The sequence below is a fragment of the Stenotrophomonas sp. GD03958 genome, assembly GCF_029839005.1.
GTDB classification, from domain to species: domain Bacteria; phylum Pseudomonadota; class Gammaproteobacteria; order Xanthomonadales; family Xanthomonadaceae; genus Stenotrophomonas; species Stenotrophomonas hibiscicola.
Genome location: NZ_JAOBZT010000083.1, coordinates 1 through 16,603 on the forward strand (window position 1 = coordinate 1; position 16,603 = coordinate 16,603).

Consider the following 16,603-nt stretch of genomic DNA (forward strand, 5'->3'; position numbering starts at 1 on the left):
GCAGCGCGCGACCCGCTGTTGCCTTTGATTTTCTTCTTCCATTCCGTGGCGGGCCGCGCAGGAAACTGTCAGGGGCCGGGCGGGCTGGGTTCGCAGGACCGTTGGCGCCATGGATGGCGCCATCGAGCCCCCAGGGACGGGTTCACGGCGTGTCCCGCGAACCCACTCCGCCCGGCCCAGCCCATGAAGCCAGCGCTTTACGCGACCAACCACCCCGCCACGAGGGGCTCCGCCGTTGGCCGGATTCCCCGCGACAATCCCGCGCACGTGCGCAATCCCCACGAACGGCGGACAATGTCCCCCTCGGCGGCCGCCACGCCGCCCCTCCCGCTTTCCGCTGCAAGGAATTCCCCATGGCCGCCCGCAAGTCCACCGCTCCCCTCATCGAAGTCACCGCCCGCCCCGGCCAGCCGCTGGGCATGGCGCCGGCCACCTTCCTGCGCGACTTCTGGCAGAAGCGCCCGCTGCTGATCCGCAACGCCTTCCCCAATTTCCAGACCCCGGTGCAGCCGGAAGACCTGGCCGGGCTGGCCTGCGAGGAAGGCGTGCTGGCGCGCCTGATCGAGCACGACAAGACCCAAGACGGCTGGCGCGTGCGTACCGGCCCGTTCCAGGAAGACGTGTTCCCCGCCCTGCCCGACCACGATTGGACCCTGCTGGTGCAGGACGTGGACAAGTGGGACCCGGACGTGCGCGCCCTGATCGAGCACTTCAGCTTCCTGCCGCGCTGGCGCATGGATGACGTGATGATCAGCTTCGCCGCCACCGGCGGCTCGGTCGGCGCCCACGTCGACCAGTACGACGTATTCCTGCTGCAGGCCCACGGCCACCGCCGCTGGCAGATCGATGCCAGCGAATCGATCAAGGGCAGGCAGCCGCCGCTGGGCTTCCGCCCGGACGTGGAGCTGAAGCTGCTGAAGGTGTTCAAGCCCACCCACGACTGGGTGCTGGCGCCGGGCGACATGCTCTACCTGCCGCCGAACGTGCCGCACCACGGCGTCGCCGAAGACCCCTGCCTGACCTTCTCGTTCGGCATGCGTGCGCCCTCTTCGGCCGAGCTGATCAGTGACTATCTGGACACCCTGATCGCCGATGCCGACGAGAACATCCGCTACCAGGATGCCGATCTGAAGGTACCGGCCGACCCGAACGAGATCGACACGGTGGCGATGGCGCGGGTGATCACCGCCCTCAACGCCATCCGCATGAACGACCCGGACAAGCTGGGCGACTGGTTCGGCCGCTTCATCACCACCTACCGCGCCGCCGGCGAGGTGATGGCCCACCAGGCCGCACCGGCACCAGAGGAAGTGGTCCAGGCGCTGGCCTCGGGCCTGCTGCTGCAGCGTCACCCGTGGGCACGCCTGGCCTGGCGCCGCGCCAAGCGCGGTGCCAGCCTGTACGTCAGCGGCCAGGACTTCGCGCTGCCGGTGAAGGACGCGCAGCGCCTGGCCGGCGCCGAGCAGCTCGATGCCGCCGCCTATCGCGGGCTGTCCGACAAGGGCCGCGCGGTGGTCCAGCAGCTGTTGGCCGGTGGCGTGTTCCAGCTGATCGATCCGAACGAGCTGCATGACGCTGAAGATGAGGATGACGGCGAAGACGCCGTGGTGCTCGGCGAAGTGGTTGAAGGCCGTGACCGTGTCGACGCGATCGACGCCGACGCGGTGTCCGACGATGTCCACACCGTGACCGTGCACGACGACGGCATCGAGGTCATCGTCAACTTCGAGGATCACGACGAAGACGACAGCGACGACGGTCGCGCCTGAGCCCTGCCGCCATGGTCCGGGTCCAGCAGGTCAGCCACGCCGACGCCCACGTTGCCATCCACGACGTGCGCCAACGCGTGTTCGTGCAGGAACAGGGCATCGCCGCCGAACTGGAACGCGACGCGCTGGACCCGGTCAGCGCCCATGTGCTGGCGCTGGACGCCGAAGGCCTGCCGGTCGGCACCGGCCGCCTTGCCCCCGATGGCCGCATCGGTCGCATGGCGGTGCTGGCCGACCATCGCAGCCAGGGCGTCGGTGAGGCCCTGCTGGAGGCACTGGTGGAGGCCGGGCGCCGGCTCGGCCTGGCCGAACTGCACCTGCACGCCCAGCTGCCCGCCCGCGACTTCTATGCCCGCCAGGGCTTCCTGCCCGAGGGCGAGGTGTTCGAGGAGGCCGGCATCGGCCACCAGCAGATGCGGCGGCGGCTGGGCGCGGCCAGCGCCATCGACAGCCGCGCCGAGGCCGTGGCGGCCACTACCGCCGTCATTCACCGCGCCCGTCGCCAGCTGTGGCTGCACAGCCGCCAGCTCGACCCGGGCCTGCTCGACACGCCTACGGTGCAGGCCGCGCTGCGCCGCTTCGTCACTGCCCGCCACGACAAGCAGCTGCGGGTGATCGTGCACGATGCCGCTGCGATCGCCACTGCCGGCGCCCCACTGCTGGCGCTGGCCCAGCGCCTGCCCAGCGTGGTCCGGTTCCGCGAGGTCAGCGATCCGGTCGACCGTGCGTTGGCCTCGGCCTGCCTGCTCAACGATGCGGGCGACTTCTACTTTCGTCTGATCGGCCATCGCCTCGACGGCGAGGCCGGCATCGCACTGCCTGCACGTTCGCAGCCGTTCGAGCAGCAATTGCTGCGTGTCTGGGACCGTTCGCGCGATTGCAGCGAACTGCGCGCGCTCGGCATCTGAGCCGGCGCCGCCGACCCAACCTGTCTGGAACCGGCACCCGAGGACGCGGGTTGCCTGCGGCAATGCCCCTTCGTGGCCCGTTGGGGGTACAATTTGGCTGTTTGAACGCGCCCGCGCAGGGCTATTCATCATTCCTGCCGGGTCCTTCTGAAGCCATACCCCACAAAGCGAATCAACACCCTCCATCGTGGACAATCAACTGAAGCAGTTTGCGCAATCTTCGCAACTCGCCGGCGGCAACGCCTCCTATGTCGAGGACCTGTACGAGCAGTACCTGGTCTCCCCGGATAGTGTCGATCCCAAATGGAAAACCTACTTCGATGGCTTCAAGGGCCGTGAAGCAGGTGACATTCCGCACTCGGCCGTCATCTCCCACATCGCGGACGCGGCCAAGGATGCGCTGAAAGCTGGCACCGGCAGCGGTGCGGGCGACGAGCGCGAGCGCAATGTCGGTCGTCTGATCACCGCCTACCGCTCCCGCGGCCACCTCGACGCCCGCCTGGACCCGCTGGGCCTGGCCGCACCGGTCAACACCCCGGACCTGGGCCTGCCGTTCCACAGCCTGTCCGATGCCGACCTCAACAGCGAGTTCAGCACCGGCGGCGTCGGCGGCCAGCCGCGCATGAAGCTGCGCGACCTGCTGGCACGCCTGAAGGCGACCTACACCGGCTCGATCGGTGCGGAGTTCATGCACATCTCCGAGGTCGAGCAGCGCCAGTGGATCTACAAGAAGCTGGAAGCGGCCGGTGGCAACTACCAGCTGGACGCTGACACCCAGCGCCGCACCCTGGAGCGCCTGACCGCGGCCGAAGGCCTGGAGCGCTACCTGCACACCAAGTACGTCGGCCAGAAGCGCTTCTCGCTGGAAGGCGGCGACTCGCTGATCCCGATGATGGACACCATCATCCGCAGCGCCGGCAAGGATGGCGTCAAGGACGTGGTGATCGGCATGGCCCACCGCGGCCGCCTGAACGTGCTGGTCAACACCCTGGGCAAGAACCCGCGCAAGCTGTTCGACGAGTTCGAGGGCAAGTTCGAGCACGACGAGCACGCTTCGGCCGGCGACGTGAAGTACCACATGGGCTTCTCCGCCGACGTCGCCACTGAAGGCGGCCCGGTGCACCTGGCGCTGGCGTTCAACCCGTCGCACCTGGAAATCGCCGACCCGGTCGTGGCCGGTTCCGTGCGTTCGCGCCAGGAGCGCCGCAAGGACACCGCCCGCAAGCAGGTGATGCCGATCCTGATCCACGGCGACGCGGCCTTCTCCGGCCAGGGCGTGGTCATGGAGCTGTTCCAGATGTCGCAGGCCCGCGGCTTCGCCGTCGGTGGCACCGTGCACATCGTGGTCAATAACCAGGTGGGCTTCACCACCTCCAACCCGCTGGATACGCGCTCCACGCGCTATGCCACCGACGTGGCGAAGATGATCGCCGCGCCGGTACTGCACGTGAACGGCGATGATCCGGAAGCGGTGGTGTTCGCCGCGCAGCTGGCCTTCGAGTTCCGCCAGAAGTTCGCCAAGGACGTGGTCATCGACCTGATGTGCTACCGCCGTTGGGGCCACAACGAGGCCGACGAACCGGCAATCACCCAGCCGCTGATGTACCAGGTGATCCGCAAGCACCCGACCACCCGCGAGATGTACGCCGAGCAGCTGGAGAAGGCAGGCGTGATCGCCGCCGGTGCCGGCAAGGCGATGGTCGATGCCTACCGCGAGAAGCTGGACGCCGGTGAAGTGACCACCGAACTGGCCAAGGTCGAGAAGACCCCGCCGAGCAGCCCGCTGTTCGTCGATTGGCCGAAGCTGCTGGAAGGCAAGCTGTCCGACCCGGTCTCGACCAAGGTCGAGAAGAACAAGCTGGTCGAACTGGCCAGGCTGATCAACACCATCCCGGACGAAGTGCAGCTGCACTCGCGCGTGGCCAAGGTCTACGACGACCGCCGCAAGATGGCCGCCGGCGAGATTCCGGGCGACTGGGGCTTTGCCGAGAACCTGGCCTACGCCACCCTGCTCGACGAAGGCCATGCACTGCGCCTGGTCGGCCAGGACGTCGGCCGCGGTACGTTCACGCACCGCCACGCGATCCTGCACGACCAGAAGACCGACAACTACTACATGCCGCTGCGGCAGCTGGTGGATTCGCCGGAGAAGGCCACCGTCATCGACTCGCTGCTGAGCGAAGAAGCGGTGATGGCATACGAATACGGCTTCTCCACCACCGATCCGAACACGCTGTGCATCTGGGAAGGCCAGTTCGGCGACTTCGCCAACGGCGCCCAGGTGGTGATCGACCAGTTCATCGCCGCCGGTGAAGCCAAGTGGGGCCGCATTTCCGGCCTGACCCTGCTGCTGCCGCACGGCTATGAAGGGCAAGGCCCGGAGCACAGCTCGGCGCGCCTGGAGCGCTTCCTGCAGCTGTGCGCGCTGGAGAACATGCTGGTGGTCGTGCCGTCGACTCCGGCCCAGGCCTTCCACATGCTGCGTCGCCAGCTGCACATGACCACCCGCAAGCCGCTGGTGGTGATGTCGCCGAAGTCGCTGCTGCGCCACAAGCTGGCGGTGTCGACCCTCGACGAGCTGGCCAACGGCGAGTTCCAGCACCTGATCGGCGACGCCAATGCCGACGGCAAGAAGGTCAAGCGCGTGGTGCTGTGCTCGGGCAAGGTCTACTACGACCTGCTGGAGGACCAGACCAAGCGTGGCCAGGACGACGTGGCGATCATCCGCGTGGAGCAGCTGTATCCGTTCCCGCGTGCGCTGCTGGCTGCCGAGCTGAAGAAGTACGGCAAGGCCACCGACGTGGTGTGGACGCAGGAAGAACCGCAGAATCAGGGCGCGTGGTACCAGATCCGCCACCACCTGCAGTTCTGCCTGGCCGATGGCCAGAACCTGCACTACGCCGGTCGCGCACGTTCGGCCTCGCCGGCTGCCGGTCACATGGCTGACCATGTCCGCGAGCAGCAGCAGCTGATCGCCGACGCACTGGTCAACCCGTTCAACGACCAGGTCGCTGAATAACTCCCCCCCTATTTAGAAGACAAACCAGGAAGCTCCCGCAATGGCCACCGAAGTCAAAGCCCCGGTACTGCCCGAATCCGTCGCCGACGGCACCATCGCCACCTGGCACAAGAAGGTGGGCGACGCCGTCAAGCGCGACGAAAACCTGCTTGACCTGGAAACCGACAAGGTTGTCCTGGAAGTGCCGTCGCCGGTTGACGGCGTGCTGAAGGAAATCAAGTTCAAGGAAGGCGATACCGTGACCTCCAGCCAGGTGGTGGCGATCATCGAAGAAGGCGCCGTAGCTGCGGCTCCGGCCCCGGCCGCTGAAGAGAAGAAGGCTGAAGCCGCACCGGCCGCCGCTGCTCCGGCCGCTGCCGCTGCGCCGGCCCCGGCTGCCAAGTCGGCCGCCGACGCGCTGCCGCCGGGCGCCCGCTTCACCGCCATCACCGAAGGCGTGAACCCGGCCGACGTCGACGGCACCGGCCGTCGTGGCGCGGTGACCAAGGAAGACATCGTCAACTTCGCCCGCAACGGCGGCGCCGGCAAGGCCGGTGGCGCACGTCCGGAAGAGCGCGTGCCGATGACCCGCATCCGCAAGCGCATTGCCGAGCGCCTGATGGAGTCGAAGAACTCCACCGCCATGCTGACCACCTTCAACGAAGTCGACCTGTCCAAGGTTTCGGCCGCGCGCAAGGAACTGCAGGACGAGTTCGTCAAGGCCCACGGCATCAAGCTGGGCTTCATGAGCTTCTTCGTGAAGGCCGCTGCCAACGCGCTGCAGCGCTTCCCGCTGGTCAATGCCTCGATCGACGGCGACGACATCATCTATCACGGCTACTCGGACATCTCGATCGCCGTCTCGACCGAGAAGGGCCTGGTCACGCCGGTCCTGCGCAACGTCGAGCGCATGTCGTTCGCCGACATCGAGAAGACCATCGCCGACTACGCCAAGAAGGCACGTGACGGCAAGCTGGGCCTGGAAGAACTGCAGGGCGGCACCTTCACCGTGACCAACGGCGGCACCTTCGGTTCGCTGCTGTCGACCCCGATCATCAACCCGCCGCAGAGCGCCATCCTGGGCATGCACGCCATCAAGGAGCGTCCGATCGCCCAGAACGGCCAGGTCGTGATCGCGCCGATGATGTACCTGGCGCTGTCCTACGACCACCGCATCATCGACGGCAAGGACTCGGTGCAGTTCCTGGTGGACATCAAGAACCAGCTGGAAAACCCGGGCCGCATGCTGTTCGGCCTGTAAGAAACCTCCCGCCCCTCCGCGCCTGCGCGGAGGGGTTCTGGTAATGCATCAAGGAATAATTCAATGGCTGAACAATTCGACGTCGTCGTCATCGGTGCCGGCCCGGCCGGTTACCACGCTGCCATCCGCGCGGCCCAGCTGGGCCTGAAGACCGCCTGCATCGACGCAGCGCTGGGCAAGGACGGCAAGCCGGCCCTCGGCGGCACCTGCCTGCGCGTGGGCTGCATCCCGTCCAAGGCGCTGCTGGATTCCTCGCGCCAGTTCTGGAACATGGGCCACATCTTTGGCGACCACGGCATCAGCTTCAAGGATGCCAAGATCGACGTCGAGGCGATGATTGGCCGCAAGGACAAGATCGTCAAGCAGTTCACCGGCGGCATCGGCATGCTGTTCAAGGCCAACAAGGTCGCCGCCTATTACGGCTTCGGCCAGCTGCAGCCGGGCAACGTGGTCAAGGTGAAGCAGCACGACGGTTCGGAAGTCGAGCTGAAGGGCACCAACGTCATCATCGCGGCCGGTTCGGATTCGATCGAGCTGCCGTTCGCCAAGTTCGACGGCGAGACCATCGTCGACAACGTCGGCGGCCTAGACTTCACCGAAGTGCCGAACCGCCTGGCGGTGATCGGCGCCGGCGTGATCGGCCTGGAACTGGGCAGCGTGTGGAAGCGCCTGGGCGCTGAAGTGACCATCCTGGAAGCCATGCCGGAGTTCCTGGCCGCTGCTGACGCCGAAGTGGCCAAGACCGCTGCCAAGGAGTTCAAGAAGCAGGGCCTGGACATCAAGCTCAATGCCAAGGTTTCCAAGACCGAGATCACCGTCAAGGGCAAGAAGAAGGAAGTCATCGTCACCTACACCGACGCCGAAGGCGAAAAGACCCTGACCGTGGACAAGCTGCTGGTGGCCGTGGGCCGTCGCGCCGCCACCAAGGGCCTGCTGGCCGAAGGCACCGGCGTCAAGGTCAACGAGCGCGGCCAGATTGAAGTCGATGCGCACTGCCACACCGGCGTCGACGGCGTGTGGGCGGTCGGCGACTGCGTGCGCGGCCCGATGCTGGCGCACAAGGGCTTCGAGGAAGGCATCGCGGTGGCTGAGCTGATCGCCGGCCTGCCGGGCCACGTCAACTTCGACACCATCCCGTGGGTCATCTACACCGAGCCGGAACTGGCCTGGGTCGGCAAGACCGAAGCCCAGCTGAAGGCCGAGGGCATTCCGTACAAGGCCGGCAGCTTCCCGTTCGCCGCCAACGGCCGTGCCGTGGCGATGATCGAGCCGGCGGGCTTCGTGAAGATCCTGGCCCATGCCGAAACTGATCGCATCCTCGGCATGCACCTGGTCGGCGCCAACGTCTCCGAGCTGGTGCACGAAGGCGTGCTGACCATGGAATTCAGCGGCTCGGCCGACGACCTGGCCCGCATCTGCCACGCCCACCCGTCGCTGTCGGAAGTGATCCACGACGCGGCGATGGCGGTCAGCAAGCGCGCCATCCACAAGGCGAACTGATCGTTCGCGGTTTGTGCCGGCCGCTGGCCGGCATGGCCGGATGCAAGGAACCCCGCTTCGGCGGGGTTTTTTGTTGCTCATTTCCCTGTAGTGCCGAGCCCACGCTCGGCTGCCCTGCACAGGCCGCCGAGCATTGGGCTCGGCGCTACACCTTTCCGGCCGGCTTCTTCGGCGGATCGTCACAGATGCGGTGCTGGACCACGGTTCCACCCGCCTTCCACTCCTTCACCACCCGGCAGCGCTCCCTGGGCTTGACCGCCCCGGCCGCTGCAGCATCCGCCTCATCGGCAGCGGCGGCCTGCTGTCGTTCCAGCCATGCGGACGACGGTGACACCGGTGTGGCCGGTGCCGGCCCCGCAAGCAATGCCAGCGCGACCAGCACCACCGCCCTCATGCCGCCACCGGGCCGCCGCCGAGCAGGCGCGCGGGTAGCATGAACAGCGCGCGCAGGAACGCGAACAGCGCCGAGAACGTGATGCCGACCAAGCGGAACGGCAGGCTCAGCAACCAGACAAACGGCCACGCGATCAGGGCGAGGACCGCCAGCGGCCAGCACAGCACGAACAGCAGGCACCACACACCGAGCGCGAACAGGGTCTTCATCACGGTCTCCTTGTGGCGGCACCTTGCCGCCTGCCGACACGTTGGCGCCCTGCCCTTGCCGCATGCAAACGGTTTGCGACGAAACCGGGCTGGGGGCGATGAAACCGACCCAGCGCCGGTGCAACGCCGAGCCCATGCCCGGCTGCGCTTCGTGGCGACCGCATGGAACCCGCGCTGCACGGGGGCGCTGACAGCGGCTCCTGCCGCTGCCTTGGGCTCTACAGCGCCCGATGGCGGTTGCCGGCCAACGGCCGGCACGACCGTTACTCGAACGAGCCGACCGAATCGTGGGCCAGGTTGTCGAAGCGGGTGTATTCGCCAAAGAACTTCAGCTTGCACGAACCGGTCGGGCCACCACGGTGCTTGCCGATGATGATCTCGGCCAGGCCCTTGTCTGGCGAATTTTCCTTGTTGTAGTAATCGTCGCGGTAGATGAAGACGATCATGTCCGCGTCCTGCTCGATTGCGCCCGATTCGCGAAGGTCGGCCATCACCGGGCGCTTGTCGGTACGCGTTTCCAGCGAGCGGTTGAGCTGCGACAACGCGATCACTGGAACGTTCAGTTCCTTGGCCAGGCCCTTCAGCGAACGCGAGATTTCCGAGATTTCAGTCGCGCGGTTCTCGCTGTTGCCCGGCACGCTCATCAGCTGCAGGTAGTCGATCACCACCAGGCCCAGGTCATGCTCGCGCTTGAGGCGGCGGCACTTGGAACGCAGCACTTCAGGCGACACGCCGGGCGTGTCGTCGATGAAGATCTTGGTTTCTTTCAGCATCTTGATCGCGCTGGTGACACGGCTCCAGTCCTCGTCTTCCAGCTGGCCGGTACGCAGGCGCTGCGCGTTGATGCGGCCATTGGAGGAAATCAGGCGCATCGCCAACTGCGCGGCCGACATTTCCATCGAGAACACGGCCACGCCTTTCTTCGATTTGATCGCTGCGTACTCGGCGATGTTCAGTGCGAAGGTGGTCTTGCCCATGGCCGGGCGCGCGGCAAGGATGATCAGGTCGGTCGGCTGCAGGCCGGAGGTCATTGCGTCGAAATCGGTATAACCGGTCGGCAGGCCGGTAATGTTGCCGCCGTTCTCGAAACGACTGCGCAGCTCTTCGAAGGCATCCTTCAGTGCACCGGGCATCGCCACGAAATCGGTACGGCCGCGTGCGCCCTGTTCGGCGATGGCGAACACGCTCTTTTCTGCCGAGGCCAGCAGCTCGCTGCTGTCACGCCCTTCGGGCTGGAAGCCGTCGTTGACGATATCCGTGCCGACCTGGATCAGCTGCCGCAGCACCGCCTTGTCACGCACGATCTCGGCATAGGCCACGATGTTGGCGGCTGACGGCGTGGTACTGGCCAGCTCGACCAGGTAGGCGCCATCACCCACCAGTTCCATCTTGCCCTGCGATTCGAACCACTCGCCCAAGGTCACCGCATCGAACGGCCGCTCGCGCTCGGACAGCTCACGGATTGCGCGATAGATCATCTGGTGGTCGCGGCGGTAGAAGTCGCCTTCGGTCAGCTGGTCATTGACCCGGTCGTAGGCCTCCGGGGCCAGCATCAGGCCACCCAGCACCGCCTGCTCGGCTTCCACCGAATGCGGCGGTACCCGCAGCTGGTCGATGCGCGACTCGTCGCGTTCGCGATCGAAGCCATCACCGCGCTCTCTGCGGTTGGAACGGAAGCCGGGGCGAGCGGACATGCTGCGATGTTTCCTGCAAAAGTGGGCGAGACGAGTGTAGGCATGTGCCGCCCCCGGCGGCGATGGACAAGCCTGTGGATAAACCGTGGGAAAACGGGGGATATCCGCCGGTACCTGGCCAGACTGGCGTGGGAGCGTCGCACTGCCTGCGACGGGCGCCGTTGCGGCGCCCGAGCACGCATTATCGCAGATGGGGGTGTCGACCGCTGGCGTCAATCGCCCTTGACGTGCACCGCGATCAGCGCCAGGAACCGGTCCATATAGCCCTGCAGGAATTTCTGCGTGCCCTCGTTGTGGACCGTGCCGTCGGCATCGATCAGGCCGTCCTTGAAATGAATGAATGCCTCTGGCTGGCCGAGCACGTGCATGTCCAGGAAGGCCAGGCTGTTGCGCAGATGCTGCTGGGCCACGGCGGTGCCGATCTGGCCGATGGAGGCGCCGATCACCGCCGCCGGCTTGCCGGCAAACGCACTGTCACCATACGGGCGCGATCCGATATCGATGGCGTTCTTGAGCACGCCGGGCACCGACCGGTTGTACTCGGGTGTCACGAACAGCACCGCGTCGGCGGCGCGCACCTGGTCCTTCAGCCGGGTGCCCTGCGGCGGATAATCGGCGTCGAAATCCTGGTCGTACAACGGCAGATCGCCGATCTGCACGTACTGGAAGCGCGCGCGATCACCGGCGAGCTTCTCCAGCGCATGGGCCAGCTTGCGGTTGCAGGAATCCTTGCGCAGGCTGCCAACGAACACGGCGATGGTGGGGACGGACATCGGGACATACTCCTCACGGTGCGGGAGCACCAGCCTAGTCGCCGGGCCCTTGCAGGCCGGTGAAGATCAGCCGCCCGTCACGCCCGCACGCACCTGCCGCCAATGCGCCTGCCAGGCCTGGAACATCAGCACGTTCCACAGATGGGTATGCCACTTGCGCTGGCCGCCGAGGAACTGCTGCCACAGCGGCTGTATGGCGGCCGCCGACAGCACGCCCTCCCGCTCCAGCCGTGCCGGCTGCAACAGGTCTTCGGCCCACGGCCGCAGGTCGCCCTTCAGCCAGTCACTGACCGGTGCGCCGAAACCGCGCTTGGGACGGTGCACCATCGACTGCGGCACATAACGGCCCAGCACGCGCTTGAGCAGCACCTTGCTGGTGGTCTCACTGCGCTTGAAGCCCAGCGGCAGCGACCAGGCGAACTCGGCCACGCGTGAATCCAGCAACGGTGCGCGCGCTTCCAGGCTGACCGCCATCGAGGTCCGGTCGACCTTGCACAGCAGATCATCCGGCAGGTAGGTCAGGTAATCGGCCAGCATCATCGCGTCGGCCGGTGTGCCGGCGCCGTGCAACGGATCGGCCAGATCATAGAAGCTGCCGGCAGCCTGCGCGCCCGGCACTGCCGTTGTCGGGTCGCGCCAGCGCGAGATGCGGTTGCGGTACACGTCACCGATGCCACGCGCGCCGGACTCGGCCAACAGCGCGGCCAGGCCGCCGGTACGCGAGGCCTCGCCCTGCTGCTGGGAGCGCGCGCCCATCCAGCGCCGCAGCGGCCCAGGCACGCGCCCCAGCATCTGCCAGTTGCGCAGCGCGCGCACATAGCGGGTGTAGCCGAAGAACAGTTCGTCGCCACCATCGCCGGAAAGCGCCACGGTCACGCCCTGCCGCGCCAGCCGGGCGACCAGCGCGGTCGGTACCTGTGAGGCATCGGCGAAGGGTTCGTCAAACATCGCCGGCAACTGCGGCACCACCGCCAGTGCATCGGCGCCACTCACGTAGAGTTCGGTGTGGTCACAGCCCAGGTGCGCGGCCAGTTCCTTGGCCAGCGGCGCCTCGTCGTGGCTCGAATCGGTAAATCCGATGCTGAAACTGTGCACCGGCTGCCCGCTCTGCGCCTGCATCAGCGCCGCCACCAGCGACGAATCGGTACCCCCGGACAGGAACACGCCCACCGGCACGTCGGCCACCATGCGCAGCGCCACTGCGTCGCGCAGCAGCCCGTCCAGCTGCTCCTCGGCCTCCTCGATGCGGCCCTGGAACGGCGCAGCCAGCGCCGCCTGCATGCGTGCACGTGCATCCCAGTAGGGGCGCTGCGCCTGTTCCGGGCGATGCGCCGAAGCGCCCGCCGCCACGGCTTCGGCATCCAGGCGCAGCACGCGGCCCGGCATCAGCTTGTAGCAGCGCTGGTGGATGCTGTGCGGGGCTGGAATGTAGTCCAGCCGCAGCAGCAGGGTCAGTGCGTCACGGTCGATGTCGTTGTCGAAGGCCGGGTGCTGCCACAGCGCCTTCAGTTCGGAGCCGAACACCAGGGTGTCCCCGGCCCAGCCGTAGTACAACGGCTTCTTGCCAACGCGGTCGCGTGCCAGCCACAGGCACTGCGCCTGGCGATCCCACAGCGCGATGGCGAACATGCCGTTGCAACGCTGCAGGGTGTCTTCCATGCCCCACTGCAGGATCGCCGCGAGCAGCACTTCGGTGTCGGAATGGCCACGGAAAGCATGCCCCAGCGGCTCCAGTTCGGCACGCAGGGCGGCGAAGTTGTAGACCTCGCCGTTGTAGGCCATCACGTAGCGGCCATCGGACGAGGCCATCGGCTGGTGGCCCAGCGGCGACAGATCGAGAATGCTCAGCCGACGGTGCGCCAGCGCGATGCCTGCCCCGGCATCGACCCAGCTGCCGCCATCATCCGGCCCGCGGTGGTGCAGTGCCTCGCCCATGGCCAGGACCTGCGCCTGCAGCACCTCGGCCGACGCCACCGGCGCCGGCAACAACATTCCCGCCAATCCACACATGCATCAAGGTTCCTGCGCCAGTTCAAGGGCGGCGCCAATCACCGCATTGTCGCTTGGAAGCCCGAACATTGCTGCCCCTGCCAGCGGGGTATAGGTATCGGCGCCGCAGACCCGGCGCAGCGGCAGGTGGCCGAAACCGGCCTCGACCAGTGCGGTGACCACGCCCTCGCCCACCCCTCCACTGTGGCGGCCCTCGTCCAGCACCAGCACGCGCCGTGCGCTGGCGGCCTGGCTGGCGATGAAGCCGGCATCCAGCGGCACCAGCCAGCGCAGGTCGACCACCCGTACCTGCCAGCCCAGCTGCTGTTCGATGGCCCGCGCTGCGCGCAGCGCCATCGGCACGCCATTGCCGTAGGTGTAGACCACCAGGTCGCCAGCCTCCGGCCCGTAAACACGGCCTTCGCCCGGCACGAGTGCCTGGCCCTGGGCCGGGTAGTCGAACAGCCACTGGCCATCGCCCGGCTCATGCAGGTCCTTGCTCATGTACAGCGCGATCGGCTCCAGGAACACGGCCACGCGCCCATCCACCCGGGCCAGCGCCGCCAGCGTGCGCAGCATCATCACCGCATCGTCGCCGCGCGATGGGCAGCCGACCACCAGCCCGGGGATGTCGCGCAGGGCGGTGACCGAGTTGTCGTTGTGGAAATGGCCGCCGAAACCCTTCTGGTAGCCCAGCCCGGCCACCCGCACCAGCATCGGGTTGCGGTACTGGTCGTTGGAGAAGAACTGCAGCGAACAGGCTTCGCCACGCAGCTGGTCGATGGCGTTGTGCAGATAGGCCAGGTACTGGATTTCCGGGATCGGCAGCATGCCCATGTTGGCCAGGCCTTGCGCCATGCCCAGGATCATGGTCTCGTCCAGCAGGGTGTTGAACACCCGGCGCGGCCCGAAGCGGCGCAGCAGATCCTTGGTGACGGTGTAGACACCGCCCTTCTGCGCCACGTCCTCGCCGAACAGCAGGCTCTGCGGATACTTGGCCAGCAGCTCCTGCAGACCATGATTGATCTGGATCGCGAGATGCCGCGGCGCCTGTCGTTCCGGCAATGCCTCGGCACCGCCATAGAGTGCCTCGCGTGCTTCGGCAGCGACCTCGCGCTGCGCTTCGGCCTGCACCGCTGCAGGGGTGTACGGTGCCAGCGGCGCCATCACCTCCCGCAGCGACTGCAGCTTCGCACTGCCTTCGGCATCGGCGGCAGCGGCCATGCAGCGCGCGCGCATCGTTTCGTAGGCCACTTCGATGGCGGCCGCATCCATCCAGCCTGATTCCAGCGCGATCTGCGCCGAGCGCAGCAGCGGATCCTGCGCCTCGGCCGCGCACAGTTCCGGCAGCGCGCGCCATTCCACTTCAAAATCGGTGCCGGCATGGCCCATCAGGCGCGTGGTGCGCAGATGCAGGAAGGTCGGCCGCCGCGTGCGCCGGCAGTGTTCCACCGCCGCCTGCACCTGGGCGTGCCCGGTGGCCAGGTCGAGACCATCGGCAAAGAAATAGTCCAGCCCCGGCTGGTGGCTGAAGCGCTCGGCGATCCAGCCATCGGGGGTCTTCACCGAGATGCCCAGGCCGTTGTCCTCGCAGACGAACAGGATCGGCGCCGGTAGTTTCTGGTAGGCCGACCACATCGCGGTATTGAAGGCGGTCTGCGCGGTGGCGTGGTTGGCCGACGCATCGCCGAACGAGCACAGCACGATGCTGTCGGTGGGAATGGGCAGCGCCTGCCCCAGCCGCTTGCCACTCTCGATGGCCAGTGCGGTGCCCAGCGCTTTGGGCAGGTGCGACGCAATCGTCGAGGTCTGTGGCAGCACCCACAGCGGCTTGCTGCCCCACACCTTGTGGCGGCCACCGCTGGCCGGATCATCCGCGCTGGCGGCGAAGGACAGTGCCGCATCGCGCAGCGGGTCGATGCCCGGCACCTGCCGCGAACGCTCGGCCATGAAGGCGCCGGAACGATAGTGCAGGAAGGCAGGATCGGAGTGCCGGCAGGCCCGCGCCAGCAGCGCGTTGCCTTCATGACCGGACGAACCAATGGTGTAGAAGACCTTGTTCTGCACGCGCAGCACGCGCGCCATCAGGTCCAGCTGGCGGCTGGCCAGCTGCGAGTCGAACAGTTCATCGAAGGCGGCAGCGGTGAGCGTACTGCCGGGCAGGATCGGAGCATCTGCCGCGGGTCGCGGGCGCGGCGTCCCGCGCCACCCGCGCACCGCCTCAAGGAAATTGACGTCGCACACCTCGGCGCGGTTGAGCCCCCGCATGCGCGCGGGAATCGGATCCGGAACCACAGCGAACATCGAACACCCTCCGTGTCGTTGTTGCGTTCCGCCCGGCAATACCGGGCGCTACCCTGTGGGCATCAAGCCGCCTCGAAACGCGAGCGCACCTCGGCGGTCACCGCCGGCATCGGCAGGAAGCGCGGCTGCGCACGCACGCGCTGCAGCCAGGCGCGAACTTCCGGGAACGGCTCCAGGCTGATGCCGCCCTCGCCCGCCACATCGGTATAGGCAAACAGGGCGATATCGGCAATGCCGTATCCGCTGCCGGTGAACCACTGCGCTTCGCGCAGGTGCTGCTCCATCACCGCCAACGCGGTGGCGGCACGCTCGTGCAGGCGTGGCAGTTCGGCACGGCGTGGCGAGTCGGGCGCCGTCCAGCCCCGGATGAAGCGCGCTACCGCCACGCACGGCTCGTGCGTGTACTGCTCGAAGAACATCCAGCTCAACGCCTGCGCACGCTCCCAGCCATCGCTGGGCAGGTAGGGCGTGCCTTCGGCCAGCCAGAACAGGATCGCGTTGGACTCGGTCAGCACGCGGCCGTCGTCGCGGACGATCAGCGGCACCTTGGCATTCGGGTTGAGCGCCAGGAATTCGGGCGTGTGGGTCTGGCCATGGGCACTGTCCACTTCCACCCAGCGGTAACGGCTGCCGAGCTGCTCAAGCAGCAGCCGGACCTTGTGGCAATTGCCCGAGACCGACATGCCATGCACCGTCAGCGGGACGCGCTCTTCCACCATTGCCTGCTCCATCGGATCCGGCCGGCGGCCGGCTGCGTGCAGTCTGGCAAGTGCGCCAGGGAATGCCAAGCGCGGATGCAGCATG

Annotated in this window: 12 protein-coding genes; 5 read left to right on the forward strand and 7 right to left on the reverse strand. The window is 67.1% G+C overall.

The features are described 5' to 3' along the window. Positions 1–353: 353 nt before the first annotated feature. The 5 genes from N5C25_RS18045 to lpdA all read left to right on the forward strand — a co-directional run bounded on the left by N5C25_RS18045 (position 354) and on the right by lpdA (position 8,436). Positions 354–1,769 (forward strand): cupin domain-containing protein, encoded by a 1,416-nt coding sequence (locus N5C25_RS18045; RefSeq protein WP_279937519.1) that lies wholly within the window; start codon positions 354–356, stop codon positions 1,767–1,769. 11 nt (positions 1,770–1,780) lie between these two features. Then, a complete protein-coding gene (locus N5C25_RS18050; RefSeq protein WP_279937521.1) occupies positions 1,781–2,677 on the forward strand; it encodes a GNAT family N-acetyltransferase in 897 nt (298 codons plus the stop codon). Between the two features lie 187 nt (positions 2,678–2,864). After that, entirely contained in the window at positions 2,865–5,696 is a 2,832-nt protein-coding gene (locus tag N5C25_RS18055; protein ID WP_279937522.1) for a 2-oxoglutarate dehydrogenase E1 component, read from the forward strand. A 40-nt stretch (positions 5,697–5,736) separates the two neighbouring features. After that, entirely contained in the window at positions 5,737–6,936 is a 1,200-nt protein-coding gene (gene sucB, locus N5C25_RS18060; protein WP_019660411.1) for a dihydrolipoyllysine-residue succinyltransferase, read from the forward strand. A 63-nt stretch (positions 6,937–6,999) separates the two neighbouring features. Beyond that, the gene (lpdA, locus tag N5C25_RS18065; RefSeq protein ID WP_279937524.1) at positions 7,000–8,436 is read left to right on the forward strand and encodes a dihydrolipoyl dehydrogenase; all 1,437 of its coding nucleotides are present in this window, start codon (positions 7,000–7,002) and stop codon (positions 8,434–8,436) included. 145 nt (positions 8,437–8,581) lie between these two features. On the opposite strand, the gene N5C25_RS18070 is transcribed toward lpdA, so the two are convergent. The 7 genes from N5C25_RS18070 to N5C25_RS18100 form a co-directional block, all read right to left on the reverse strand. Continuing rightward, entirely contained in the window at positions 8,582–8,830 is a 249-nt protein-coding gene (locus tag N5C25_RS18070; protein WP_262213327.1) for a hypothetical protein, read from the reverse strand. After that, entirely contained in the window at positions 8,827–9,039 is a 213-nt protein-coding gene (locus N5C25_RS18075; protein WP_019660414.1) for a hypothetical protein, read from the reverse strand. The genes N5C25_RS18070 and N5C25_RS18075 overlap by 4 nt, the downstream gene beginning before the upstream one ends. Positions 9,040–9,302: 263 nt before the next feature. Further along, the gene (locus tag N5C25_RS18080; protein ID WP_021203036.1) at positions 9,303–10,733 is read right to left on the reverse strand and encodes a replicative DNA helicase; all 1,431 of its coding nucleotides are present in this window, start codon (positions 10,731–10,733) and stop codon (positions 9,303–9,305) included. A gap of 212 nt (positions 10,734–10,945) precedes the next feature. Beyond that, a complete protein-coding gene (locus N5C25_RS18085) occupies positions 10,946–11,506 on the reverse strand; it encodes an NAD(P)H-dependent oxidoreductase (RefSeq protein ID WP_021203035.1) in 561 nt (186 codons plus the stop codon). Between the two features lie 66 nt (positions 11,507–11,572). Further along, positions 11,573–13,516: an asparagine synthase (glutamine-hydrolyzing) gene (gene asnB / locus N5C25_RS18090; RefSeq protein WP_058981248.1), complete on the reverse strand. Its 1,944-nt coding sequence runs from the start codon at positions 13,514–13,516 to the stop codon at positions 11,573–11,575. Between the two features lie 3 nt (positions 13,517–13,519). Continuing rightward, positions 13,520–15,799 (reverse strand): transketolase C-terminal domain-containing protein, encoded by a 2,280-nt coding sequence (locus N5C25_RS18095; RefSeq protein WP_058981246.1) that lies wholly within the window; start codon positions 15,797–15,799, stop codon positions 13,520–13,522. A gap of 62 nt (positions 15,800–15,861) precedes the next feature. Next, complete coding sequence (locus tag N5C25_RS18100; protein ID WP_005410282.1) at positions 15,862–16,518, reverse strand: glutathione S-transferase family protein; 657 nt, start codon at positions 16,516–16,518, stop codon at positions 15,862–15,864. Positions 16,519–16,603 lie beyond the last annotated feature (85 nt).